Raw genomic sequence first — 24495 nt, forward strand, 5'->3', positions numbered from 1 at the left:
TGTGCGATTCGTCTAATGCATGATCGACCCAGTCATCATAGAGATAAGCTATCAAAGTGCAGCTGCAGCAACTTCGCTACTTCCTGGCAGTCGAACGAACCCGGCATTTCACCCAAGCAGCTGACATTCTGGGCGTCTCGCAACCGACTCTCAGTAAGCAAATTCACACGCTGGAAGACACGCTCGGGGCGCCTCTGTTCGAGCGGATCCGCGGCGGCGTGACGCTGACGGCCGCGGGCCAGACGCTGCTTCCGCTCGCCCAGCGCATGGTGGCCGACGCCGACGCGGCCCGCGAGGCGGTCTCCGACATCGTCGGCCTGCGCCGCGGCGAGGTGCGGCTGGGCGCGACCCCGAGCCTCTGCTCGTCGCTCGTGCCCGAGGTGCTGCGCACCTTCCGGGCGGCCCACCCCGAGATCCAGCTCTACGTCAACGAGGGCGGCTCGCAGGACCTGATCGAGAACCTGCTGGCCCACACGCTCGACCTGGCCCTGATCGTGCAGCCCGAGGAGGGCATCGACGACGCGCTGAGCGCCGCCCCCGTGCTGCGCGAAAGCCTGGTCGTGGCCTCGGTCGCCGACGGCCCGCCGCCCACCACCAACCCGCAGATCGCCCTGGCCGAGCTCGAGCACACGCCGCTGGTCATGTTCCGGGCCGGCTACGACATCCGCGGCGTCACTCTCGAGGCCTGCCAGAAAGCCGGCTTCACCCCGAAGTTCGCCGTCGAGGGAGGCGAGATGGACGCGGTGCTGGCCTTCGTCGAGGCCGGCCTGGGCGTCGCCCTCGTGCCCAGCATGGTGCTGGCCAACCGGCCCCTGCTGCGCGCCACCCCGCTCGCCCCGCCCGGCATGCGCCGCACCATCGCCCTGGCCCACCGCAAGCGCTCGGTGCTTCCGCACGCCGCCCAGGCCCTGCGGGCCACCCTGCTCCACCACGTCGCCACCCAGGAGCTTCCCCTGGGCGTGCGTCCTCTTTGAACCTTTGATCCCGTACGCCTCGCCGGGCGCCACAAACTCCCGAGGGGCCCTCAAAACCGCGAGCCGGTCCGCCACCGTTCCCACAGGCCGGCGTCGCCCTCGACCGTCACCGGGGCGGGCCTCCGGTTGAGCGCCAGCAGCAGGGTCAGCACCGGCGCCGCGACCGTGACATCGGCCGGCCGGTCGCCGTCGGTCCACTCGATGCCGCCGCTCGTCAACGTGACGTGCCAACTTCGCGGTATGTCGGTGGCGCGGAACTGCAGGGCCTCGCCGTTCCCGGCCAGCCCCTCGAACGTCTCGAAGCACAGCAGCAGGTCGGCGACCCCGTCCGCGGCCAGATCGGGCGCCAGGGCGTCATCCGGGGCGGCGTTCCCGGTGGACGCGGCCGCCCCGGCGTCGAAACGGTGGACCACCAGGTCGTGCACCATGCGCCGCAGCCAGAAACCGGCCGTCTGATGCCTCGGGTGCCAGGTCCACACCTGTTCGCCGAAGCCCCGCTCGCGCACGGCCGCGTTCAGCTCGCGGGCCCCGTCCAGCAGCCACCGCGTCCAGGCGTCGGGCTCGGACGGCGCCTCGACCAGCCGATACTCCGCGATCCGGCCCGACGCGACGACCCCGATGGCGTAGCGGTGACCCGTCCCGACGTGGGTGACCAGGTCACGAACCGTCCACGCGGGACAGGTGGGCACGATCGAACCGGCCGCCAGCCCGATCAGGCGGTGACCCAGCCGGCCGGCCTCCGCCTCGAGCTCCGCCGCGTATCTCTCCGGTGCCAGCCACTCCATGGGCCGAGACTACTGAGAAGCCGTGTGCAGCTGCGTACCGGAAATCGGACTTAGCATCATCGCTGTGCACCATGGTGAGTTCGAGGATCCGCGCCTCGTCGAGGTCTACGACGCGGAATTCGTGTGGGGCTTCGACGACGACCTGTTCATGGCGTTGCTGGCCGAGCACCACGCGCCCCGCGTGCTGGACTTCGGCTGCGGCACCGGTCGCCTCGCGATCGCCATGGCGAAGGCCGGTCACGAGGTCACCGGGGTCGACCCGGCACGCGCGTCGCTCGACGCCGCCCGCCGCAAGCCCGGCGCCGGCCAGGTGCAGTGGATCGAGGGCTCGGCCGAAGTGCTGCCGGCCCGGGCGTTCGATGCGGTGTTACTCACAAGTCACGTCGCGCAGTTCCTCGTCAGTGACGAGCAGTGGTTGTCGACCTTGCGGGCGCTGCGCCGGTCCCTGGTCGACGGCGGCCGGTTGATCTTCGACAGCCGCGATCCGGACGATCGTCGCTGGGAGCGGTGGAACCCCGTCGACTCACGTCGGACCGTCGTCATGCCCGACGGCGATCAGGTCGAGACATGGACGGAGGTAAATTCCCTGGATAACGGGGTGGTCGGCTTCACTCTGCACTACCTGTTTACGGAGGGTGACGAGTTGACGAGCACGGCCACGTTGCGTTTCCGTTCCGAAAATGAGATCAGGACAACTGTCGAGGCCGCCGGATTCGACGTCGACCGGGTCTACGGCGGGTGGGCCCGGGAGCCTGTTGGCACAGGTGAAGATGGGGAAATGATCGTGGTCGCGATCGCCCGGCCGCAGGGTAGGTGATGGGCGCCGGTGTGTCTGTCGGCAATGTGCCAATAGGGGGCGGACGGTTGTCGGCGGGCGAGATGTGATTACTATTCGCTCACGTTGAAGCGAGACCGCTCGATGTTGCGATCCACGCCGGAGAGGCCGGACGGGTCGCCGGGCGCGTCGGAGTCGAGGGAGAGGTGGGTGCGATGTCGGATCTGACGGGACGCAATCAGTCGCCGATGGACGAGCCTGTGACCCACCACGGTCCCCCCGGTGGCGGCCCCGGGCGGGTGCTGCTGGCCGCCGCAATCGTCCTGCTGCTGGTCGCCGTCGCGGGCGGCACCACCTGGTGGATGTACACGCGGGATCCGTCCCCGACCACGAACACCTCGCTCCCGCTCAAGCCGTCGACCGCGCCCGCCTGTCCGGGCGTCAAACTGCGCGTGGTGGCCGCGCCCGAGATCGCCCCGGCCGTGCGGGCCGGAGCCAAGACGCTCGACGACGACCCGGCCAACCCGTGCGACCCGATCGAGGTCGTCGCCGAGGAACCCGGCTACACCGTCGCCACCGCGGCCAAGCCCGACATCTGGATCCCGTCCAGCAGCGCCTGGCTCGGCATCGCCAACGCCGGCGGCGCCGCGTTCACCGCCCAGGGCAACCCGATGGCGTACTCGCCGATCATGCTGGCCGCCCCCGCTTCCGTCGCCGACCGGCTCGGCCAGGGTGGCCGCACCTCGTGGGCCCAGCTCACCGCGGCCGTCGCCACCGGCAAGGTCGTCTCGGTGACCATGCCGGACGCCCAGGCCAGCACGGTCGGCCTGCTCTCGGTCTACGGCGTCAACGCGGCCATGTCCCGCACCACGCCCGACAGCGGCATCGCCCAGCTGCGCGCGCTGACCCTGCGCAGCCGGCTGCGGGACGCCTCGGCCGACCCGTCCACACTGCTGGCCAAGGTGGCCGAGCAGTGGAACACCAACAGCGTGGTCTACGACGTCGGCGTCTTCCCGATCGTCGAGCAGCAGCTCAAGGTCTACCAGCGGGGCAAGCACACCGTGCAGCTCGAGGGCGCCTACCCGGCCGACGGCCTGGTCCAGGCCGACTACCCGTTCGCGGTGGCCAAGAACAATCAGGACACCGAGCTGACCGCGAAGCTGCGAGCCGCGATCACCCCGTCGTCGCTCACCCAGGCCGGGTTCCGTCCGGGCCCCACGCCCAACGCGCTGCCCCTGCCGCCCCAGCCCGGCAACCTGCTCGCCCCGGCCGCGATGTGGAGCGAATACAAGTCGCTCGCCACCCAGGTGCTGCTGTTGATCGACGCGTCCGGCTCGATGAACCAGAAGATCAAGGCGCCCGGCGGCCGTACGATCACCCGCGCCGCGCTGCTCCGCGAGTCCGGCCGGTTCGCCGCCGAGCTGTTCGCCGAGGACACCACGGTCGGCATGTGGTATTTCGGCCAGCCCAGCCCGACCAGCCCCGCCCACCAGGAGATCGTGCCGTTCGGGCCGATCACCGAGGAGCTCGACGGCGGCACACGCCGGGACGCCCTGGTCAAGGCCATGGACAAATATCGTGCGGCCGACAACTCGGGCACCCCGCTCTATCAAAGCGTGCTCGACGGCGTCGCCGAGATGCGGGACAAGGTCGCGCCCGGCACGGTGACGCTGGTCGTGGTGCTGACCGACGGCAAGGACGGCGAGTCCACGTTCAAGATGACGCAGGCCCAGTTCATGACCAAGCTGGCCGGCGAACAGGACCCGAGCCGCCCGGTCCCGATCATCGCCGTCGGCTACGGTCCCGACGCCGACATGAAGGCGCTCAACGACATGTCGGCCACCACCGGCGGCAAGGCCTTCCCAGCCACCAACCCGGCCGACCTGTCCTCGGCCATCGCCAAGGCCTTCCTCGCCGCCCACGCCCCCCGCTGACCCCGGGCCCGGCCCGGCTGTGCCCGGCCCGGCTGTGCCCGGCCCGGCCCGGCTGTGCCCGGCCCGGCCCGGCTGTGCCCGGCCCGGCTGTGCCCGGCCCGGCTGTGCCCGGCCCGGCCCGGCTGTGCCCGGCCCGCGGCTGGCTGTGCCGGCCCGCGGCCGGCTGTGCCCAGCCCGTCGGCTCAGGCGGGGCCGATCCGGTCGGCGACCATCTGGGCCGACAGCGTGACCATCGGCAGGCCGCCGCCGGGGTGCACCGAGCCGCCGACCAGGTGCAGTCCCGCGACCGGACCGTGGTTGACCGGCCGCATCAGCCCGCCGGCCGTGCCGTAGATGGCGCCGCCGGGCGCCCCCGTGGCCGCGGCCAGGTCGGCGGGCGTGCGCGTCTCCCGCAGGACCAGCCGATCGCGCACGTCGAGACCGCGCCGGGCCAGCACGTCGAGAACCAGATCCCCGTACGCCTCGGCCAGCCCCTCCCGCCGCCAGTCCACGGCCCGCCACCCGTTGCCGTGCCGCGGCGCGTTGACCAGCACGAACCATGCCTCACAACCGTCCGGCCGCACCGCCGGGTCGACGGCCCGGGTGACGAACACGGTCGGGTCGGCGGCCGGTCGCGCCCGCCGCGAGGCCGAGCCGAAGATCGCGTCGAACTCCGCGTCGTAGTAGGACGGAAAGAACACCGTGTGGTGGGCCAGCGCCGGGGTCTCACCGCGCACGCCGAGCAGCAGCACGAACCCGGCCAGGCTGCGGTCGGTGAGCCCGGTCAGCCGCCGCGGCTCGGGCAGCAGGTCGCGATAGACCGTGAGCGCGTCCACATTCGACACCACCTCGTCGGCCGGCACGAGAGAACCGTCCCCCAGCCGTACGCCGGTGACCCGCCCCTGCGAAGTCTCGATCCGCTCGACCGGGGCGTCGAGCACGATCCGGACCCCGGTCTCGGCGCAGCCCCGGGCCAGCACGGTCGCCAGCGTGCCCAGTCCACCCGGCACATACCAGCCCCCGAAGGCCAGCTCGGCGTACGGCACCGCGGCCAGCGCGGCCGGCGCCCGCCGCGGGTCGGCGCCGGTGTAGGTCGCATACCGGTCGAGCATCATCCGCAGCCGGGGGTCGCGAAGATAGTGCCGTCCCAGCGAACGCAACGTGCGGCCCGGGGCGATCGCGGCCAGATCGCCGACCCGCCACGACAATGCCGCCAGCGATGCCGGTGTGACCGGTTCCCGCAGCACCGACCGCCACGACGCGTCCCAGATGCGCCGGGCCCGACGCCAGAACCGATCCCAGTCCTGGGCCGCCTCCAGCCCCAGCGCGTCCCCGATGCGTTCGAGAAACTCGGCGTGCACCGGCGACGAGTCGAGCACCGTGCCGTCCGGAAAGACATGCCGCACCACCGGATCGAGCGGCACCAGCTCGAGCGCGGCCTCCGTGAACACCTGCGGCAACGTCAGCAGGCTGGGCCCGGTGTCGAACCGGAAGCCGTCCCGCTCGTAGACCCCGAGCTTCCCGCCCAGCTGGCCGGATCGCTCGAACACCGTCACCGAGTGCCCCGCACGGGCCAGCCGCACGGCCGCCGTCAGCCCGCCGACCCCGGCCCCGATCACCACGATCCTGCTCATGCCGGCCACCCGCCGACTGCTGGTCGGGTGCTGGTCGCCGGTCGGGCCCTGCCCGGTGACTGCCTGGTCATACCGGCCTCCCGCGCCAGGTCAGGGCTCCGCGGCGGCGCAGCCGGAACGAACGGGTGACCAGCCACGCGAACAGCGCGACCGAGATCGGGTGGGCCAGGGCGTCCGGCCACGCGCGCCCACCCGTCGCGGTCGCGGCCACCACCCGGCCCAGGACACCGAGCCCGTACGCGACAAGGGCGACACCGGCCCACTCGAACTCCCCGGCCGCGGCGAACGCTGCGGCTGTCAGCGGTGGGACGGCGTACAGGAAAAGCAGAAGGACCACGACGGCGCCCGCGCCGGACGACGAGCCGAAGGACGCCCAGAGCGACTTGGTGTAACCGGCGGTGAGCTCGCGCCACGAGTCGTACATGCGGCAGGTGGCCATGGGGGAGCCGTCGGCCAGCGCTATCCGCCCGCCGGTGCGTTTGATCGCGCGGGCCAGGGCGATGTCCTCGAGGATCTCGGCGCGCACGGCCGCGTGGCCCCCCGCCTTCCGGTACGCCGCCGCGTCGATCACCAGCCACTGGCCACCGGCCGCGGCCAGCGACGGGCGGGGCGAGCGTTCCATCGCGCGCAGGGGAAGGAAGGTCAGCCACGACCACTGCAGGAGAGGCTGCACGAGGCGTCCGGCGCCGGTGATCTTCGGATAGGGCGAGAGCAGGCCCGCGTCGAGGCGCCGCATCTCGGTGACGGCCGAGGCGATCGCCTCCGGGTGCAGCACGACGTCGGCGTCGACATAGGACAGCACGGTGGCCCCGGAAGCGGCCCGGGCGAGCTGGTCGCAGGCGTGCGGCTTGCCCAGCCAGCCCGGCGGCAGCGGTTCCCCGGTGAGGAGCACGACCTTGTCCCCGGCGAGAGCCCGGACGACCTCGGCGGTGCCATCCGTCGATCCGTCATCGAGCACATAGATCGTGAGCTCCGGTACGCCCCGCTGCGCGAGCAACGACTCCAGGCAGGGCCCGACCCGATCGGCCTCGTCGCGCACCGGCAGAAGCACCGCGACCCGTTCGCTGACGGCCGGCTCGCGGGGCAGGCGGCGCAGCAGGAAGGCGTTGGCGACGGTGTGCGCGGTCAGGGCCACCCAGGGCAGCAGCGCCAGCCACTTCATGGTTGTCGCCGCTTCATAGCCGTCGCCGCTTCATAGCCGTCGCCGCGGCTGGGGCAGCGGCCGTCGTCGAAGGAGGGCCAGGAGCGGCCCTCGCCGCAGCTGAAGCAGGAGCGGGAGCACGGCCGCGCCCATCAGCACGCCACCCCAGGCCGCCGAGGCGGGCAGGTCGAGGAAGACGGCGTGGGCGAGCACGGAGGAAGCGTACGTCCAGATCCAGAGCGCGATGATGGGCACGTCGCTGCCTGTGGATAACTCCGTGCTTCCCGCTTGACAAGAGATAGAGTCTGCTTCCTTCTCCCCAGGGCGGGTGGGGGTTAGGGATGGCCGGACGGCGATCTTGGAAGCAGCGATTCGGCGGATCAGATGATCGAGGATCGTCATCAGGATCAGGGCGAAGCCCAACCAGCCCAGATAGTTGCTGATCGGAATGCCGGGCACTCCGGGCAGCGCGGGGGTAGGGGACTCCCACCGCCAATACCCCTCCGCCACCATCTGCGGGTCCAGGAAGAGATCCCAGGCGGCCAGCCCGCAGCCGGCCACGACGACGCGCGCCCAGCGGGCGACCGGCAGCCGTTGCGCGGCCACCCAGGCCGGCCAGGCCATCCACGTCCAGGCGAGCGGGATGATCAGCGGGACGCCGAGCACCTTGGGGCCGAGCTGGCCCGAGTAGTCGTACGTGCCGAACGGAAAGCTCGTGGCCACGCCCAGCGCCTCGACCGCGAAACCGCCGGCGGTGGCCGTGCCGACCAGGGCGAGCGCGGCTCGGGGGCCGCGGGTGAGCCACGCGTGCGAGACCGAGAGCAGGTAGCCGAGCACGACGGTGGCGACGGTGAACGCGGCCCGGGTGTCGCCGGAGGTCAGCGGGTAGCAGATCTGGGCGAGGATCAGTGCCCCGAGCAGGGCCCAGGGCGTGGCTCTAGAGACCGACAATGCCGGGGGCATCCTCGGCCGGGCGCTCCACGAGCGGCAGGTCGCGGCCGAGGATCGCGAATGCGCGCTCGTCGCCGGGGAACATGAACTGGCGCAGCACGTCGGTGAAGCCGAACCGGCGGTAGAGACGCCAGGCCCGGGACTTCTGCTCGTCGGCCTCGGGGGTGGAGAGCAGCACGGTCTCGCCGTCGGCCATCGCCAGCAGTGCGCGCAGCTGCCGGGCGCCGACGCCGTGGCCCTGCGCGGCCGGGCGTACGTGCAACTCGACGACCTCGAAGCAGTGCGACAGCCAGCGCAGCCGCTCGGTGTCGGGCAGGCTCGAACGCACCTGGTCGTGCCACCACTGGCCGGTGCCGGAGGTGTAGCCGTAGCCGAAACCGGCGAGCCGCCCGTCGGTGGTCAGGGTGGCGACCGCCCGGAAGCCGGGCCGGCGCACGTGGGCGCCGATGTAACCGCGGCGGGTCTGCAACAGCTCCTGGCGATAGCCCATGGCCTCGCCGTAGACGCTCACCACGTCGTCCAGCCGCCGCAGCAGATCGTCCGGCTGCCACGCCACGAGCCTCATCGTCGAGTCACGCCCCTCTGGTCCCCAGCCACCCACCCGAGCACCGCCCGGTCGCCGCTGATCTCCCGCACCGCGAATCGGGCGAAAAGCTCCTCGGCATACCACCGATCGGCCGGTGTCCGCGCGATCACCGCCCGATGCTCCGGCTGACGGTACGCGAATCGGGCCAGGTCCGCCGCATTGCGCCACAGGCTGATGGTGCCCTGGAAGCCGATCGGCGCCTCGCCGATGCCGAAGCGGGCCAGCAGGCCGGGCGCCTGATCGACTTCGGGGAGAACGGCCGGCACGGCGCGATAGAACGTCCGCATCTTCGTGGGCCGCAGCCGGGCCCGGGTCAGCGCCAGCACCATGCCGTCGGGGGCCGGCTCCGTTGGCCGGACCGTGAACGGCTCCTGGCCCGACCAGGACCCCCGGCTGAGCAGCGGCTCGAGTTCCACCCGGGCCGACGCGACCGCCAGTTTGTCCCATTTGGGCACGGCGACCGGCTCCGGGCTCACGATCACCGCCGCGTACCGGGTCAGATCCGCGTCGCGCGGCAGGAACCCTCGGGATGTCCCCACGAACTTCGCAAACGGCACATTCCGTACGCCCGGGAAAGCGATCCGGAACATCGCCGCTCCGACCAGCCGCCGCGGCACCCGCCAGACGTGCAGGGTGACCGGCATCAGGCGACGTCGGCCGGGGTGCCGTCGGTGACGCGGACCAGTTCGGCGTGCGTGATCGGAAAGACCGCCTGCGGCACGCCGCCCGCCGCCCAGACGTCGCGGTACTGCTCCAGAGCCGTGTCGACCAGGGTCCGTACGGGCTTGGGGTGCCCCAGCGGCGCCACCCCGCCGATCGCCTGCCCGGTGTGCTCGCGGACGAACTCGGGCGTGGCCCGCTTGAGCTTCGCCAGGCCCAGCGAGGCCGCGACCTTGGCCGTGTCGACCCGGTGGGCGCCCGAGGTGAGCACGAGCAGCGGCTCCCCGTCGGCGTCGAAGATCAGCGAGTTGGCGATCTGGCCGGCCTCGATGCACAGGGCTTCGGCCGCGGCCGCCGCGGTGTGCGCGGCCGCGTCCAGGATGATCACCTGGGACGGCGCGTCGTCGGCGGTGTGCGCGCCCGCGGCGTCCAGGGCGTCCTGGACGGCGATGACATTGGGGTGTTCCCTCATGTCACCCATTCTCACCACCCGAAACGTTCCCGGTGCAGGCGGGCCGGGGGTACGCCGGCCGCGCGGGCGGCCCGGAACACCGACGCGGCCCAGGCGTCCGGCCCGCAGACGTACACGTCGTGGCCGGCGATGTCGGGGGCCAGCGACCGCAGCGCCCCGGCGTCGTCGTAGTCCGCGTACTCGGCGGGCAGCCACGACCCGGCCTCGGCGCGCGGCCCGACCAGCGGCACCAGCCGCACCCCGCGATGCTCGGCCAGCCATTCGAGCTCGCCCAGGAAGGCCACCTCGTGCGGATGCCGGGTGCGATAGACGAGGGTGGCCGTCCCTCGGGCGTACGGGAGGTCCCAGAGCAACGCCAGCAGCGGCGTCACCCCGACCCCGCAGGCCAGCATGGTCACCGGGCCGCCGGCGTAGGTGGCCGCGGTCATCCGCCCGTACGGGCCCTCGATCAGCACCCGCGTGCCCGGCCGCAGCGCCGCCACCCGCGAGCTGCCGTCGCCGACCACCTTGACCGTGATCCGCAGGGCGTCGCTGCGCGGCGGGCCGGACAGCGAGAACGGGTTGCCGCGCAGCGCCCCCGGGCCGTCCAGGAAACGCCAGACGAAGAACTGACCGGCCCGTACGGGAAGCCGGTCGAGACGCCGCCCGCTCAGATAGACCGACACCAGGCCGGGCGCCTCGGGGTCGACGTGATCGACGGTGAGCCGGTGCCGCAGCGTGCGCCACACCGGCAGCCCGAGCCGGAACACCAGCACCGAACCCGCGGCCAGCACGTAGAGGCTCCACCAGTACGCGCGGGCGAGCGGCGACCGGAAGTCGCTGCCGAGCCACAGCATGTGCGGCAGGGCCAGCCCGACGCCCAGGTAGGCGTACAGGTGCAGAAGATGCCACGACTCGTAGCGCATGCGCCTGCGTACGACACGCGCCGACGTGACGACGACCAGAATCAGCGCGACCAGCGCGGCGAGGGCGTAGAGCATTCCGGGTTCGGTCGTCAGCCGCGGCCAGGGCTTTCTTTCCCCGTACGCGATGACGGCCAGAACGACGTGGGCGAGCAGCAACTGGAACGAGGCGAAGCCGGTCCACCGGTGCCATCGGGCCAGCGTGTCCTGCCCGTACGCCCGCTCGATCCACGGGATGCGGGCCATCAGCACGACTTGGAGAAGCAGCAGGTCAGCCGACCACAGGGCGGCCAGTCGTCCCCAAGCGGCCGGTCCGGACGGCGCGTCGTCCCGGCCCATCGTCCACATTGCCGTGACGATGAGCAGGGAGAGCACCGCGGACTTCCGCACGAGCCGAGACCGTACGTTTCCGCAGGCCCCGGCGGCAGGGGCAGGTGAACAACCCCTCGGTTTCCCGGTTTTCCGTTATTCCCGTACGCCGGTGGCCGCGGCGCTGGCCTCCCAGAGCCGCGCGGCCAGGGCCGGGTCGTTCGCGTGCCGGGCCGGCGTCCGGACCTCGTGCCCGACGTAGTAGGCGCCGTTGACCAGATGGTCGTTGTTCGCCAGCCAGACCAGCAGCGCCCCGGCCTTCTCCGGCGTGACCAGGAACGGCGCGTACTTGTAGAAGAACCGGGTGACCTGGCCCGCCCCGAAGTTGGTGCGCACGACCCCGGGGTGGAACGAGACGCTGGTGATCTCGGGCCACCGCCGGGCGGCCTCGGCCGCGAACAGGATGTTGGCCGCCTTGGCCGCGCCGTACTGCGGGAACGAGCTCCAGCGGGCCGGGTCGCCCGCGAGGTTGTCCGGGTCGGGAAAGCCGCGCATGTGCGCCCGCGAGGCCGTGCCGATCACCACGCCGCCGGTCAGCCGGTCACGCAGCAGGTGCGTGAGCAGGAACGGGGCCAGGTGGTTGCCCTGGATCGTGGCCTCGAAGCCGTCCTTCGTACGGCGGTAGGACCCGACCATGCCGCCCGCGTTGTTGGCCAGGACGTCGATCTTCGGGTACGCCTCCCGCAGCTTGGCGGCCAGGTCGCGTACCTGATCCAGGTCTTCGAAGTCGGCCCGGTAGACCTGGGCGTTTCTGACCTTGCGGGCGGCCGCCTCCAGGCGTGCGGGCGTCCGGCCGACCAGCACGACGTCGTCTCCGGCCGCCGCGAGCTGTTCGGCGGCGGCCAGGCCGACTCCGGAGCTCGCGCCGGTGATCACCACGGTCCGGGGCATGCGGTCCTCCATTTATCTGACTAAGGTCAGAGATTGTGGATCAGATCGAGTTGGTGCGGGACTTCAATCGGTACTACACGCAACGCCTCGGCGTCCTCCACGATCATTACCTGGGTCAGGGGCGGCCGCTCGGCGAGGCGCGCCTGCTGTTCGAGATCGGCGCCGGCGCCGGCCTGCGCGAGCTGCGCATCCGGCTCGGGCTCGACTCGGGCTATCTGAGCCGGCTGCTGCGGTCGCTCTCCGGTCAGGGGCTCGTCGAGGTCGGGCCGGATCCCGCCGACGGCCGCGGGCGCATCGCCACCCTGACCGCGGCCGGGCGGCGCGAGCGCGACGATCTGGAGGCGCGCTCGCGGGACAGCGTGGCCGCGCTGCTCGAGCCGCTGACCCCGGAACAGCGCGACCGGCTGGTCGAGGCCCAGGACCGGATCCGGCGGCTGCTGCGCCTGGCCGCGGTCACTTTCGAGGCGGTGCCCGACGACGACCCCGAAGCCCGGAGCTGCCTTTCCGCGTACGCCTCGGAACTGGCTCTCCGCTTTCCCGAGGGCTACGACCGGGCCGCCCTGACCACGCCCGGGACGCTCCGGGACGGCACGTTCCTGCTGGCCCGCGAGGACGACGAGCCGGTCGGCTGCGGGCTGTGGATCCGGTCGGGCGCCTTCGCCGAGATCCGTCACCTCTGGGTCAGCCCCGCCGCCCGCGGCTACGGCCTGGGCGCGCGCCTGCTGAACGCGCTCGAACGGGACGCGGCCGCCCACGGGATCACGATCATCCGGCTGGGCACCCATTCCGCGCTGACCGAGGCGATCGCCCTCTACCGCCGCGGCGGCTACCGCGAGATCCCGCCCTACGACTCCTCGCAGTACAACCAGCTCGCCTTCGAGAAGCTAGTACTTTAGGCCGGTCCGGATCGGCCGCATCCTTCGTACGATCGGGGCGTGCACGAGCTTCTCCGTTCGGTGTGGCGGGAACCCCGGTTCCCCGGTGCGCCCGTCCGCGTCCGCCGCGACTGGGTGCTCCTGGGTGTCATCGTCGTGGCCACCGTCCTCGAAGGACTCCTGACGCGGGCCTATCCCGGCCTGGTCCTGGGGCTGCTGCTGGCCCCGACCGTGCTCTGGCGGCGCACCCACCCCCTGCCGGTGGTCGTGATCGCGTTCGTGACGTGCTTCGTCTGGCTGCCACAACCGGAGAACGGCTCGCTCGCCTATCTGCTTCTCCTGCCGTACGCGTTGTTCCGCTGGGGTTCCGGACGCGAATCGGTGATCGGCGGCGCGCTCATCCTGGCCAAGATCGCGGTTTCGGCTGCCCTCGGCGAGATCACCGCGGCCGACATGCTCCTCGGCTTCGTCGCCATGATCGCCGCGTTCGCCCTGGCCACCACGTTTCGCTATCGCGCCCGGCTGCTCGAGCGCCGGCTCGGCGAGGCCAAACTGCGCGAACGCGAACGGCTCGCCCGCGACCTGCACGACACCGTGGCCCACCACGTCTCGGCGATGGCGATCCGCGCCCAGGCCGGCATCGCCGTGGCGCAGCGGCAGCCCGAGGCCGCGGTCGACGCGCTACGCCTGATCGAGACCGAGGCCCGCAGCGCCCTGGCCGAGATGCGCACGATGGTGCGCGCCCTGCGTCACGCCCAGGACGCCGATCTCGAGCCCAGCCCCGGCCTGCCCGAGGTGGCCCGTCTGGCCGGGCGGCCGCCGTCCGGCCCGGTCGTCGAGGTCGAGCTGACCGGCGACCTGGGCGAAATACCGGCCACGGTCGGCACGGCCATCTACCGCCTCGCGCAGGAATCGGTGACCAACGCGCGGCGGCACGCCCGGCAGGCCACCCGCATCGAGGTGCGGGTGACCGCCGACGACGGCTTCGTGCGCCTGCGGGTCAGCGACGACGGCCTGGGCACGCACGCGGGCGGATCCCCGGGATTCGGCCTGGCCGGCATGAGCGAACGCGCGGGCCTGCTCGGCGGCACCTGCGAGGCCGGTCCCGCGCCCGGCCGCGGCTGGACGGTCACCGCCGCGCTGCCCCGGACGGGAGCGGCCGCCTAGATGGACGACAGCATCCGGGTGGTCGTCGCCGACGATCAGGAGATCGTGCGTACCGGCCTCACCATGATCCTCAACGCCGAGCCCGACATCCAGGTGGTGGGCGAGGCCCCCGACGGGCGACGGGCCGTCGAACTGGCCCAGCGGCTGCGGCCCGACGTGTGCCTGTTCGACATCCGCATGCCCGGCATGGACGGCATCGAGGCCACCCGCCGCCTGGCCGGGCCCGCGGTCACCGACCCCCTCGCGGTCGTCGTCATCACCACGTTCGACCTCGACGAATACGTCTACTCGGCCCTGCGCGCGGGCGCTCGCGGCTTCCTGCTCAAGGACGCGGGAACCGATCTGCTGAGCCAGGCCGTCCACGCCGCCGCCCGCGGGGACGCCCTGATCGCCCCCAACATCACGACCCGGCTGCTCAAGGCGTTCGCCGGCACCGGCCCGGCCGGACCGCCGGCCCAGCCGATCGACGCCCTCACCGGCCGTGAGGAAGAGGTGCTGGGGGCGGTGGCGCGGGGCCGCACGAACGCCGAGATCGCCACCGAGCTGCACATCAGCCTGAGCACGGTCAAGACGCACGTGACGAGCCTGATGGCCAAGCTGGTGGTGCGAAACCGGGTCGAGATCGCCATGTGGGCGTACGAGACGGGCCGTACTTCGGGCCGGGCCTGACTCCTGCTTCCGGCCGGGTGACCGATGGCCTTCAGCGGGATGAATCCGCCCCCGGTGACGCCCACGATCGACGTCATGAAGGCGATTGTGCAAGAGAAGTACGGCGTCATGGAGCTCGCGGACGTCGAGCCGCCGGTCTGCGAGCCGGGGATGGTCCTCGTACGGGTGCGGGCGGCCTCGATCAACGCGCGGGACTGGCACATGATGCGCGGCGACCCCTATCTGGCCCGGCTCATGATGATGGGAGTCCGGCGGCCGCGCACCCGGATCCGGGGCACGGACTTCGCCGGCACGGTCGAGGCGGTCGGCGCCGGGGTCGACCGCTTCCAGCCCGGCGACGAGGTCTTCGGCGACCTGGGCGACGCGCACGGGGCGTTCGCTTCCACCGTGTGCGCCCCGGCCGGGACGATCGAGTTCAAGCCGGCCGGCATCAGCTTCGCCGAGGCCGCGGCCCTGCCCCTGGCCGGCAGCACGGCCCTGATGGGCCTGCGCGAGGTGGGCCGGGTGCGTCCCGGCGCCCGGGTTCTGATCAACGGCGCCTCCGGCGGCGTGGGCACGTACGCGGTCCAGATAGCCAAGGCCCTGGGCGCCCACGTGACCGCGGTCTGCAGCACCCGGAACGCCGGCCTGGTCAGCTCCCTGGGCGCCGACGAGGTGATCGACTACAAAACGCAGGACTTCACCTCGCTGCCGGCGGCCGTCACCCCCTATGACCTGGTGTTCGATCTGGTGGGCAATCGGTCGCTGCGGGATCTGCGGCGGGTGCTGGCCCCCGGCGGGACGCTCGTGCTCTCCGGCGGCGGCACCTTCAGCGGGCGGCCCGCGCTGGTCGGGCCCCTGAAGCTGATCGTCGGCGCCCAGCTGGCGGCCCGGTTCAGCCGGCTGCGGATGATCGTGCTGTCGGTGCCGCCGAGCCGCGCCCTGCTGGCCGGGCTGCGTGAGCTCGTCGAGGCGGGGCGGGTCAGATCGGTCATCGACCGCACATATCCGCTGGCCGAGGTGCCCGAGGCCGTCCGTTACATGGAGGCGGAGCACGTACGGGCCAAGGTCGTCATCACAGTGTGAACTCTTCCGGCTGGGCTCCCTCACGCCGTCTTGCATTTTTGTCGTACGTCAGTGCTAGTCTTCTCTGTAGTTAGAACGGATGTTCGAATACCTCGAACGCCTGAGCCTCGAATATCCGGACTGACGGGAGCCGTGTTTCGCGGCGCGGCTCCCACAGTGCGGCGCCCGCGAAGTGCCGCGCATGAGGTTCCGGGCATTCGCGGGTCCGGGCCTCCAGACAAGGCAGGACCGTCGTCCGCTCCCCCCGACCCCCGGGTGGCGGGCGACGGACCCGCCGGCAAGTCCGGCCGGGTGTGGTGTGGGGAAGCTTCACACCCGGCCGGTCACCACCACGGGGCTGCTGCTCCTTCCTCCGCAGCGCTCCGGTTCGACCCGGCACGTCGGATGCGAGACACGCGAGGAGAAACACATGGCGAGCCACACGGCGCCAAGCCTTTGGCCGGCTCCCGACCTGGCCCATGGCGGCCGGCCGGAAGCCCACCCGGCGCTCATCGATCCGTCGGCCTTCGCCGGCACGCCGTCATCTCGTGCGAACCCGGCGGCCCCGGCCTCTCAGGAGCCTTCCGGTTCGGTGATGGCCCGCCAGGCGGCTTTCGGCTGGGTCGTGCCCCGCCAGTCCGCCCCCGAAGCGCCGCCGGCCGACGCCGCCCACCAGGAGCCCTCGGGGCCGGCGCGCCTTCGTCGTGAGCCCTCCGCCCCGGCGCGGCCGCGTCAGGTGGCCGCGCCCGATTCGCCGGCTGTCTCTGCTCGCCGGGCCTCGTCCGGTGTGGACGTCTCCGGGCTGACCGTGCCCGGCCTGGCGCATGCGCCGACGGCGGCGGCCCGGGCCGATGCCCCCACCGTCCCGGCGCACATGCTGCCTCAGCGCACGCCCGCGCAGTTGCTGACCATCGCCCGCGACGGGCTTGCGGAGGCCGCGCGCACCCAGCCCGACGGCATCCGTTACGCCACCGCTCACCTGGCCGCCCTGCGAGCCGCGGCGGCTGTGCTCGCCGCCCGGGCCCGTCCCGCGCCGGCCAGCCGGCGCAGCAAGGTCACCAGCGTGTGGTCGCTCCTGGTGATGGTGGCCCCCGACTTCGGCGAGTGGGCCAACTATTTCGCCCTCGGAGCCTCCAAGCGCGCCGCAGCCGAGGCCGGCATCCCACGCGTGGTAACTCCCCGCGAGGCCGACGACCTACTGCGAGCCGCCGAACAGTTCGTCGCCGTGGTCGAGTCCTCCCTGGGCCTGACCTACCAGCCCCCACTGGCCGCATGACCAGCCTCGTCGGCAGCCTTACCCGTGGCGGTGGCCGGACCAGTTCTGCCGGTGGCGGTCGGGTCAGCTCTGCCCGGGGTGGCGGTCGGGTCGGTTCTGCGCGTGGCGGCGGCTGATCAGTTCTGCCCGGGATGGTGCCGGATCGGTCCTGCCCGGGGCGGTTGTCTGATCCGGTTCGCCTCGGTCGTCTGACCCGCCGGCGTTGGCCGGGGGCCTGATCTCAGGCCTTGTCCCGCCGGTCCGAAGTTTGGCCGACGAGTTTTGTCCCGGATTCTCCGGGCGGTTCTTCCCCACTGCTCGGCGACCTCCTTCTCCGGGGGCCGCCGATCAGCCGTGCCCGGGTTCGCCGGCGCCGGCGGCGGCCGCGCACGCGTCGATCAGGGCGTGGAGCGCGGAGATGCCGTTGCGGTGTGGGCGGTCGCGGTTCACGCGCTGTCGCCGCGAAGCCAAGGAGCTGGGCGTGTGGCACGGCACGGCGGCGTGTGGCACAGCACGCAGCACGACCCGACGGCGTGCGGCACGGCACGGGAGCGGCACGGCGCGGGAGCGGCACGGCGCGGGGGTGGCACGGCACGGCGCGGGGGTGGCACGCACGGGGCGGCGCGGCACGGGGGCGGTACGGCATGGGCGGTACGGCATGGCATGCGGCGCAGGGCACGCAATGCGGCGCCGGGTAGGGGGAGCGGCACGAAGAAGGGCTGGTGCTTCGCGGTTTCAGCGGGACTGAGATTCGCAGGGCGACGACCGGCCGGGAAGCGGCGGTGGGTGGCTTGGGAGGGGGTTTCGGTAGGCCGGCTCGCGGCGGGGCGGGCGGGAAGAGCTGGGTAACAAGAGTGAGGCACCACATGGCGGGACGCATGATCAGCGGTGCGGCCGCCCTTGCTGAGCTGGTTCGGGCGGCGGGTGAGACCGAGACTTCCGGTGTTGATCGGACCTTGCCGGTTGCGCCGGAGTTGAGTTCGTTGCTGCCGGGGCACGGACTGCGCCGGGGCAGCACGGTGGCCGTGGCCGCGGGGCGGTCGGCCACGGCTGCGGGCGGGACTTCGCTGCTGCTGGCGTTGGTGGCCGAGGCATCCCGTACGGGATCGTGGTGTGCTGTTGTCGGGGTGCCCTCGCTGGGTGCGATAGCCGCCGCCGAGAGTGGCATCGCCCTCGACCGGCTTGCGCTGGTGCCCGACCCGGGGCCCGAATGGCCCACCGTCGTCGCCGCGCTGATCGACGGTGTGGACGTCATCGTGCTGGCCGTTCCGGGTGGTGTTCCGGCCTCGATCGCCTCCCGGCTGGTGGCGCGGGCCCGGCAGCGGGGGAGCGTGCTGGTTCCGTACGGCGACTGGGCCGGCGCCGACGTCACGCTGAGTGTTCTCGAAGCCCGCTGGGAAGGACTCGACGCCGGTCACGGCCGTCTGCGCCGTCGCGAAGTGCGGGTCCTGGCCCGGGGGCGGGGCGCCGCGGCCCGCCCCAAAGAGGTCACCATGTGGATGCCGGGAATCACGATCCGCCCGTTGCCTCCGCCGCCGGCCTCGTCCCAGCCCGAGCCCACGGTGGACCGGCCGGCCAAGCGTTTCCTCACCGCCGTTCCCTCGCCCGCCCCGCCATCTCCTCCTGCTTTTCCGGCCGCCGCCGCCCCTCGTCAAGAAGGGCGGCGAGGCCGGGAAGCCGGCCAGCTGTGCCTGGTTCCCTCGGCCGAGGGGGACAAAAGCACCGGGAGCGATCGGACGGCGGGAGGCCCCGGCCCCGCCGGCCCAGAGCTTCGGCCAGGAGAAACACCGGGCGAGCACCCGCAGGCGCCCGGTGGCGGCCCGCTCGGCGTGGAGGGGGAACAGATGTCCGGCGGCGGCCCGCTCGGCGTGGAAGAGGAACAGATTTCCGGCGGCGGGCGGTTTGGCGCTGAGGAAGAGCAGGCGGCTGCCTCGCATGTGGACGATGACGGCGACGGGCGGGTGGTGGCCTTCCGGGGGAAGCCGGACGACCGCCGGACGACGGCGGTGATGTGACGTGGGAAAGCCGGAGGCGGGCAGCCGGGCCGCGGCGGGGACCGTCGGCGCCCGGACCATGCTGCTCTGGTGCCCGGACTGGCCGGTTATCGCGGCCGAGATCGTGCTGGGGGTGCCGGCCGCGAAACCGGTCATCGTGCTGCACGGCAACCGCGTGGTCGCCTGTTCCGAGACGGCGCGGCAGGAAGGCGTACGGCGGGGGCTCCGGCGGCGGGAAGCGCAGAGCAGATGCCCGCAGGTCGAGGCGGTCGAGCACGATCCGGGCCGGGACGCGCGCGCGTTCGAACCCGTCGTCGCGGCCGTCGAAGAAACTGCGGCCGGCGTCGAGGTGATCCGGCCGGGGGCGTGCGCGATCGCCGCCCGTGGGCCGTCGCGCTACTTCGGCGGGGAGGAGGCCGCGGCCGAGCGGATAGTCGAGCAGGTCGCCCAGGCCTGCGAGGTGGAAAGCCAGGTCGGCATCGCCGAGGGAGTGTTCGCGGCCGGGCTCGCGGCCCGCGCCGGCCGGGTCATCCCGCCCGGCGAGACGGCCGCCTTCCTCCGGGGGCAGCCGATCGAGGCGCTCGAACGGCCCGAACTGACCGACCTGCTCAAGCGGCTCGGCCTCAAGACGCTGGGCGAGTTCGCGGCGTTGCCGGCCGGGGACGTGCTGACCCGGTTCGGCTTCGACGGGGCGCTGGCCCACCGGCTCGCGGCCGGTTTCGATCATCGGCCGCTCGCGGTGCGCCGGCCGCCGCCCGATCTGGAGGTCTCCGAGACGTACGACGAGCCGCTGGAACGCGTGGACGTGGCCGCGTTCGCCGGGCGCGCGCTGGCCGAACGGTTGCACGACAAGCTGGCCGCGTACGGGCTGGCCTGCACCCGGCTGGGCATCGAGGCGGTCACCGCGAACGGCCAGGAACTGCACCGCGTCTGGCGGCACGACGGCACGCTGACCTCGGCCGCCATCGCCGAACGCGTCCGCTGGCAGCTCGACGGCTGGCTCACCGGCGCCCGCCGCGGCGCCCCCGCCCGTCCGACCGCCGGACTGGTGCGGCTGCGGCTGATCCCCGACGGCGTGCTCGTCCACCTTGGACTGCAGCCCGGCCTGTGGGGTGACGCCGGCGCCGACCGCGAACGCGCGCACCGCGCCTTCAGCCGGGTGCAGGGTCTGCTCGGCCCCGAGTCGGTGGTCACACCCGTGCTGGGCGGCGGCCGCAACGCCGACGACCAGATCCGCCTGGTCCCCTGGGGCGACAAACGCGATCCCCGCCGCCCGGCGGCCCCGCACACCGACCCGGTCCCCGGCATCAAAACCGTCCCGGTCCTGTCCCACCACATCCAGCCCCAGCTCACCTTGCAGTTTCCCGATCCACCCTTTCCCGTACGCGATGAGCCCGCCACTGATGGGCCGGTCCTTGTTGAGCCTGTCGTTGCTGAGCCCGGCCGTGTGGAGCCCGGCCCCGATGAGGCCACTCGCGATGAGGTACCCACATCACACATTGCCCGCGGTCGGATAACTCTTATTTCGGATTTGTCCACTTCGAAGGATGGGCGGGAACGCGGAGAACAGGCAGGGGCGGAGCGTGAGGAGCGGGGAGGGGTGGAGCAGGCGTGGTCGGGAGGGGCTGAGCAAAGCGGGCGGGAAGGGGCGGAGCGCGCGTGGCGGGAAGCGTCGGGGGTGAGTGGCGGCGGGGAGAAGGGGTCGGGTAAGCGGGTCGGGGTGAAGAAGAAGCGGGGGGTCAAGGAGCCGCCCTGGCCGGGGAAGCTGCCGAAGCCGGCGCCGGCGATTGTGCCTTTGCGGGCGCTGCCGGCCGTGGTGGTCGATGCGGAGGGGCGGACCGTCGGGGTCAGTGCCCGGCTTGATCTGAGCGGGAGCCCGGCCGCTCTGATCATCGAGCGGGCGCCGGCCGTGGCCATTGTCGGGTGGGCCGGGCCCTGGCCGGTGGACGAGCGCTGGTGGGACGCGGAGGACTCGCGGCGGCGGGCGCGGTTTCAGGTGGTTCTCGAGGACGGGCGGGCGTTTCTGCTCAGCCTGGCCGGGGGGCACTGGGCCGTGGAGGCGATCTATGACTAGGAGTTCCAGTGGGCTTTCATAACCCCAAAGTGTCCTGGTCGGAACTCGAGCGGACGCTCACCGGCAAGGGGAGCAAAGAGAGTCACGTCGTCGACCCGCTGGCGGTCGACGGGGACGGCGGTGACTCGCCCGCTTGGTCGCGCAAGCGGCAGGCGTACGAGGCGCCGGCCTTCATCAAACAGGAGAGCACCACCCCGTACGCGGAACTCCACTGCCACACGAATTTCAGCTTCCTCGACGGCGCCAGTCATCCCGAGGAACTCGCCGAGGAAGCCGCCCGGCTGGGGCTGCAGGGGCTGGCCGTCACCGATCACGACGGCTTCTACGGGGTGGTCCGTTTCTCGCAGGCCGCCCGCGAGCTCGGCCTGCCCACGATCTTCGGCGCCGAGCTGTCCCTCGGCCTGACCAAGCCGCAGAACGGCGAGGCCGACCCGGAGGGCCGTCACCTGCTCGCCCTCGCGCACGGTCACGAGGGGTACGCCCGCCTGGCCACCACCCTGTCCCGGGCCCAGCTGGCCGGCGGGGAGAAGGGCAAGCCCGAGTACGGGGATCTGGAGGACATCGCGGCCAACCTGCGCGATCACGTGCTGATCCTCACCGGCTGCCGCAAGGGCCCCGTCCCGCTCGCGCTGGCCACCGGGGGTGTCGAGGCCGCCGCGTACGAGCTCGATCGTCTGGTCGCCCTGTTCGGCCGTCCGAACGTCGCCGTCGAGCTCACCTCGCATGGCGACCCGTACGACGATGATCGCAACGATGTCCTCTTCGAGCTGGCCCGGAGCCGCCGCCTCGAGGTCGTGGCCACCAACAACGTGCACTACGCCACCCCGGCCCGGCGCCGGCTGGCCACCGCCCTGGCCGCCGTCCGGTCGCGCCGCGGCCTCGACGAGATCGACGGCTGGCTGCCCGCGGCCGGCACCGCCCACCTGCGCAGCGGCGACGAGATGGCCCGCCGGTTCGCCGCCTATCCGAACGCGGTGGCCAACGCGGCGATGTTCGGCGAGGACCTCGCGTTCGACCTCAACCTGGTCGCCCCGCGGCTGCCCGACTTCCCGATCCCGGAGCCGGGGCACACCGAGATGAGCTGGCTGCGCGAACTGACCATGCGCGGCGCCCGCGACCGCTACGGCCCGCCCGAGGCGCACCCCCGGGCGTACGAGCAGATCGAGTACGAACTCCAGATGATCGAGGCGCTCGGCTTCCCCGGGTACTTCCTGGTCGTGTACGACATCGTCGAGTTCTGCCGCCGCGAGAACATCTACGCGCAGGGCCGGGGCAGCGCGGCCAACTCGGCGGTCTGTTACGCGCTGCGCATCACCAATGTGGACGCGGTCGCGCACAACCTGCTCTTCGAACGGTTCCTGGCCCCGGAACGCGACGGCCCGCCCGACATCGACGTCGACATCGAGTCGGACCGGCGCGAGGAGGTCATCCAGCACGTCTACCGCAAGCACGGCCGCGAGCACACGGCCCAGGTCGCGAACGTCATCTCGTACCGGCCGCGGTCGGCGGTGCGCGACATGGCCAAGGCGTTCGGGTTCTCGCCGGGCCAGCAGGACGCGTGGAGCAAGCAGATCGACCGGTGGGGAAACGTGGCCACGGTCGACGTCGAGGACATCCCGGCCCAGGTCGTCGAGTTCGCCAACCAGGTGCAGGACTTCCCGCGCCACCTGGGCATCCACTCCGGTGGCATGGTGATCTGCGACCGCCCGATCATCGAGGTGTGCCCGGTGGAGTGGGGGCGCATGCCGGGCCGCACGGTGCTGCAGTGGGACAAGGACGACTGTGCGGCGGTCGAGCTGGTCAAGTTCGACCTGCTGGGACTGGGCATGCTTTCCGCGCTGCGGTACGCGTACGAAATGATCGAATCTGATCTGGACATCTCCACCATGGACCTGACCGACGCCGAGGTCTACGAGATGCTCTGCCGGGCCGACTCGGTGGGCGTCTTCCAGGTGGAGAGCCGCGCTCAGATGGCGACCCTGCCCCGGCTCAAACCGCGCGAGTTCTACGACCTGGTGGTCGAGGTGGCGCTGATCCGCCCCGGCCCGATCCAGGGCGGCTCGGTCCACCCGTTCATCAGGCGCAAGAACGGCCTGGAGCCGATCACCTATCCGCATCCGCTGATGCGCAACGCACTCGAGAAGACGCTCGGCGTGCCGCTCTTCCAGGAGCAGCTCATGCAGCTGGCGATCGACGTGGCCGGCTTCGACCCGGCCGAGGCCGACCAGTTGCGCCGGGCGATGGGCTCGAAGAGGTCGGCCGACAAGATGGAGAAGATCAAGAACCGCCTGTACGCGGGGATGGCCGGCAACGGGATCACCGGCGAACTCGCCGACGACCTGTTCGTCAAGCTCTCCGCGTTCGCCAGCTACGGCTTCCCGGAGAGCCACTCGATGAGCTTCGCCTACCTCGTGTACGCCAGCGCGTGGCTCAAGCGGTACCACCCGGCCGCCTTCTGCGCGGCGCTGCTGAACGCCCAGCCGATGGGCTTCTATTCGCCGCAGTCGCTGGTCGACGACGCCCGCCGGCACGGGGTCGAGGTGCGGCGCCCCGACATCAACCTGAGTGACGCCAAGGCCACCCTCGAGTCGACGCCGAGGTCCCGCTGGGGCGCCCTGCCCGGCGAGCCGCCGCACGCCTGGGGGCTGGGCGGCCCGGCCGTCCGGCAGGGACTGGGCAGCATCCGTTCGCTCGGCGAGGATCTGGCCGGGCGCATCGAGCAGGAGCGGCGCGCCCACGGCCCGTACGGGGGAATGACCGATCTGGCCCGCCGGACCGGATGCACCACCGCTCATCTGGAGGCGCTGGCCACCGCCGACGCGTTCGCCGGTTTCGGCCTCACCCGGCGCGAGGCGCTGTGGGCCGCCGGGGCCGCCGCGCAGGACCGGCCCGACCGCCTGCCCGGCACGGTGACCGGCACCGACGCGCCGATGCTGCCCGGCATGAGCGCGGTCGACGAGCTGGTCGCCGACGTGTGGGCCACCGGGCTGTCCCCCGACGCGCACCCGGCCCAGTTCATCCGGGCCGAACTCGACCAGGTGGGCGCCATCCCGATCAACCGGCTGGGCCGGGTCGAGGCGGGCACCCGCATCCGGGTCGGCGGGATCGTCACGCACCGGCAGCGGCCGGCGACCGCGGGCGGGGTGACGTTCGTGAACCTCGAGGACGAGACCGGGATGCTCAACGTGACCTGCTCGCCGGGGCTGTGGCAGCGGTATCGGCGGGTGGCGCGCACCAGTTCGGCGCTGATCGTGCGCGGCCGCCTCGAGAAGTCGGCCGAGAACGTGCTCAACCTGGTGGCCGACCGGCTGGAGGCGGTCACTCCGCCGGTCACACCGGGCTCCCGGGACTTCCGCTGATTCGA

The 24495-nt window shown here is 72.3% G+C and carries 19 protein-coding genes and 1 pseudogene; 11 read left to right on the forward strand and 9 right to left on the reverse strand.

The features are described 5' to 3' along the window. Window positions 1-50: 50 nt before the first annotated feature. A complete protein-coding gene (locus ACZ3I4_RS38215; RefSeq protein ID WP_465387065.1) occupies window positions 51-974 on the forward strand; it encodes a LysR family transcriptional regulator in 924 nt (307 codons plus the stop codon). Between the two features lie 50 nt (window positions 975-1024). Here ACZ3I4_RS38215 and ACZ3I4_RS38220 read toward each other — a convergent pair whose 3' ends face one another. Beyond that, a complete protein-coding gene (locus tag ACZ3I4_RS38220) occupies window positions 1025-1759 on the reverse strand; it encodes a maleylpyruvate isomerase family mycothiol-dependent enzyme (protein WP_465386992.1) in 735 nt (244 codons plus the stop codon). Window positions 1760-1781: 22 nt separating this feature from the next. Here ACZ3I4_RS38220 and ACZ3I4_RS38225 point away from each other — a divergent pair, with 22 nt between their 5' ends. Further along, window positions 1782-2576: a class I SAM-dependent methyltransferase gene (locus ACZ3I4_RS38225; RefSeq protein WP_465386993.1), complete on the forward strand. Its 795-nt coding sequence runs from the start codon at window positions 1782-1784 to the stop codon at window positions 2574-2576. A 173-nt stretch (window positions 2577-2749) separates the two neighbouring features. Continuing rightward, window positions 2750-4468, forward strand: a complete 1719-nt coding sequence (locus tag ACZ3I4_RS38230; protein WP_465386994.1) for a substrate-binding domain-containing protein — start codon at window positions 2750-2752, stop codon at window positions 4466-4468. Between the two features lie 182 nt (window positions 4469-4650). On the opposite strand, the gene ACZ3I4_RS38235 is transcribed toward ACZ3I4_RS38230, so the two are convergent. The 8 genes from ACZ3I4_RS38235 to ACZ3I4_RS38270 all read right to left on the reverse strand — a co-directional run bounded on the left by ACZ3I4_RS38235 (window position 4651) and on the right by ACZ3I4_RS38270 (window position 12053). Then, entirely contained in the window at window positions 4651-6081 is a 1431-nt protein-coding gene (locus ACZ3I4_RS38235) for a phytoene desaturase family protein (protein ID WP_465386995.1), read from the reverse strand. A 67-nt stretch (window positions 6082-6148) separates the two neighbouring features. Next, a complete protein-coding gene (locus tag ACZ3I4_RS38240; protein ID WP_465386996.1) occupies window positions 6149-7243 on the reverse strand; it encodes a glycosyltransferase family 2 protein in 1095 nt (364 codons plus the stop codon). Between the two features lie 30 nt (window positions 7244-7273). Then, window positions 7274-8185 (reverse strand): carotenoid biosynthesis protein, encoded by a 912-nt coding sequence (locus ACZ3I4_RS38245; RefSeq protein ID WP_465386997.1) that lies wholly within the window; start codon window positions 8183-8185, stop codon window positions 7274-7276. Next, complete coding sequence (locus ACZ3I4_RS38250; RefSeq protein WP_465386998.1) at window positions 8160-8738, reverse strand: GNAT family N-acetyltransferase; 579 nt, start codon at window positions 8736-8738, stop codon at window positions 8160-8162. The genes ACZ3I4_RS38245 and ACZ3I4_RS38250 overlap by 26 nt, the downstream gene beginning before the upstream one ends. Next, window positions 8735-9403, reverse strand: a complete 669-nt coding sequence (locus tag ACZ3I4_RS38255; RefSeq protein ID WP_465386999.1) for a monooxygenase — start codon at window positions 9401-9403, stop codon at window positions 8735-8737. Before ACZ3I4_RS38255 ends, ACZ3I4_RS38250 begins: the two co-directional genes overlap by 4 nt. Continuing rightward, window positions 9403-9891 carry a YbaK/EbsC family protein gene (locus tag ACZ3I4_RS38260; RefSeq protein WP_465387000.1) on the reverse strand — a complete coding sequence of 163 codons (489 nt, stop codon included), beginning with the start codon at window positions 9889-9891 and terminating at the stop codon, window positions 9403-9405. Before ACZ3I4_RS38260 ends, ACZ3I4_RS38255 begins: the two co-directional genes overlap by 1 nt. Before the next feature lie 11 nt (window positions 9892-9902). After that, window positions 9903-11183: a ferredoxin reductase family protein gene (locus ACZ3I4_RS38265; RefSeq protein ID WP_465387001.1), complete on the reverse strand. Its 1281-nt coding sequence runs from the start codon at window positions 11181-11183 to the stop codon at window positions 9903-9905. 75 nt (window positions 11184-11258) lie between these two features. Further along, window positions 11259-12053 carry an SDR family NAD(P)-dependent oxidoreductase gene (locus ACZ3I4_RS38270; RefSeq protein WP_465387002.1) on the reverse strand — a complete coding sequence of 265 codons (795 nt, stop codon included), beginning with the start codon at window positions 12051-12053 and terminating at the stop codon, window positions 11259-11261. Between the two features lie 35 nt (window positions 12054-12088). Between ACZ3I4_RS38270 and ACZ3I4_RS38275 the strand changes: the two genes are divergently transcribed. The 8 genes and pseudogenes from ACZ3I4_RS38275 (at window position 12089) to ACZ3I4_RS38310 (ending at window position 24490) form a co-directional block, all read left to right on the forward strand. Then, the gene (locus ACZ3I4_RS38275) at window positions 12089-12949 is read left to right on the forward strand and encodes a bifunctional helix-turn-helix transcriptional regulator/GNAT family N-acetyltransferase (RefSeq protein ID WP_465387003.1); all 861 of its coding nucleotides are present in this window, start codon (window positions 12089-12091) and stop codon (window positions 12947-12949) included. 39 nt (window positions 12950-12988) lie between these two features. Beyond that, window positions 12989-14095 carry a sensor histidine kinase gene (locus ACZ3I4_RS38280; protein WP_465387004.1) on the forward strand — a complete coding sequence of 369 codons (1107 nt, stop codon included), beginning with the start codon at window positions 12989-12991 and terminating at the stop codon, window positions 14093-14095. After that, the gene (locus ACZ3I4_RS38285; RefSeq protein ID WP_465387005.1) at window positions 14096-14764 is read left to right on the forward strand and encodes a response regulator; all 669 of its coding nucleotides are present in this window, start codon (window positions 14096-14098) and stop codon (window positions 14762-14764) included. It abuts the gene before it with no gap. Between the two features lie 75 nt (window positions 14765-14839). Next, a complete protein-coding gene (locus tag ACZ3I4_RS38290; RefSeq protein ID WP_465387006.1) occupies window positions 14840-15829 on the forward strand; it encodes an NAD(P)-dependent alcohol dehydrogenase in 990 nt (329 codons plus the stop codon). Window positions 15830-16682: 853 nt separating this feature from the next. Next, window positions 16683-17084 (forward strand): SAV_6107 family HEPN domain-containing protein, encoded by a 402-nt coding sequence (locus ACZ3I4_RS38295; RefSeq protein WP_465387066.1) that lies wholly within the window; start codon window positions 16683-16685, stop codon window positions 17082-17084. An 845-nt stretch (window positions 17085-17929) separates the two neighbouring features. Next, window positions 17930-18706, forward strand: a pseudogene (locus ACZ3I4_RS38300) (hypothetical protein); the annotation flags it as partial. A gap of 430 nt (window positions 18707-19136) precedes the next feature. Next, the gene (locus tag ACZ3I4_RS38305; protein ID WP_465387067.1) at window positions 19137-21131 is read left to right on the forward strand and encodes a DNA polymerase Y family protein; all 1995 of its coding nucleotides are present in this window, start codon (window positions 19137-19139) and stop codon (window positions 21129-21131) included. Window positions 21132-21139: 8 nt separating this feature from the next. Further along, the gene (locus ACZ3I4_RS38310; protein WP_465387007.1) at window positions 21140-24490 is read left to right on the forward strand and encodes an error-prone DNA polymerase; all 3351 of its coding nucleotides are present in this window, start codon (window positions 21140-21142) and stop codon (window positions 24488-24490) included. Window positions 24491-24495 lie beyond the last annotated feature (5 nt).

It is taken from the genome of Actinoplanes sp. NPDC021490 (assembly GCF_055562135.1).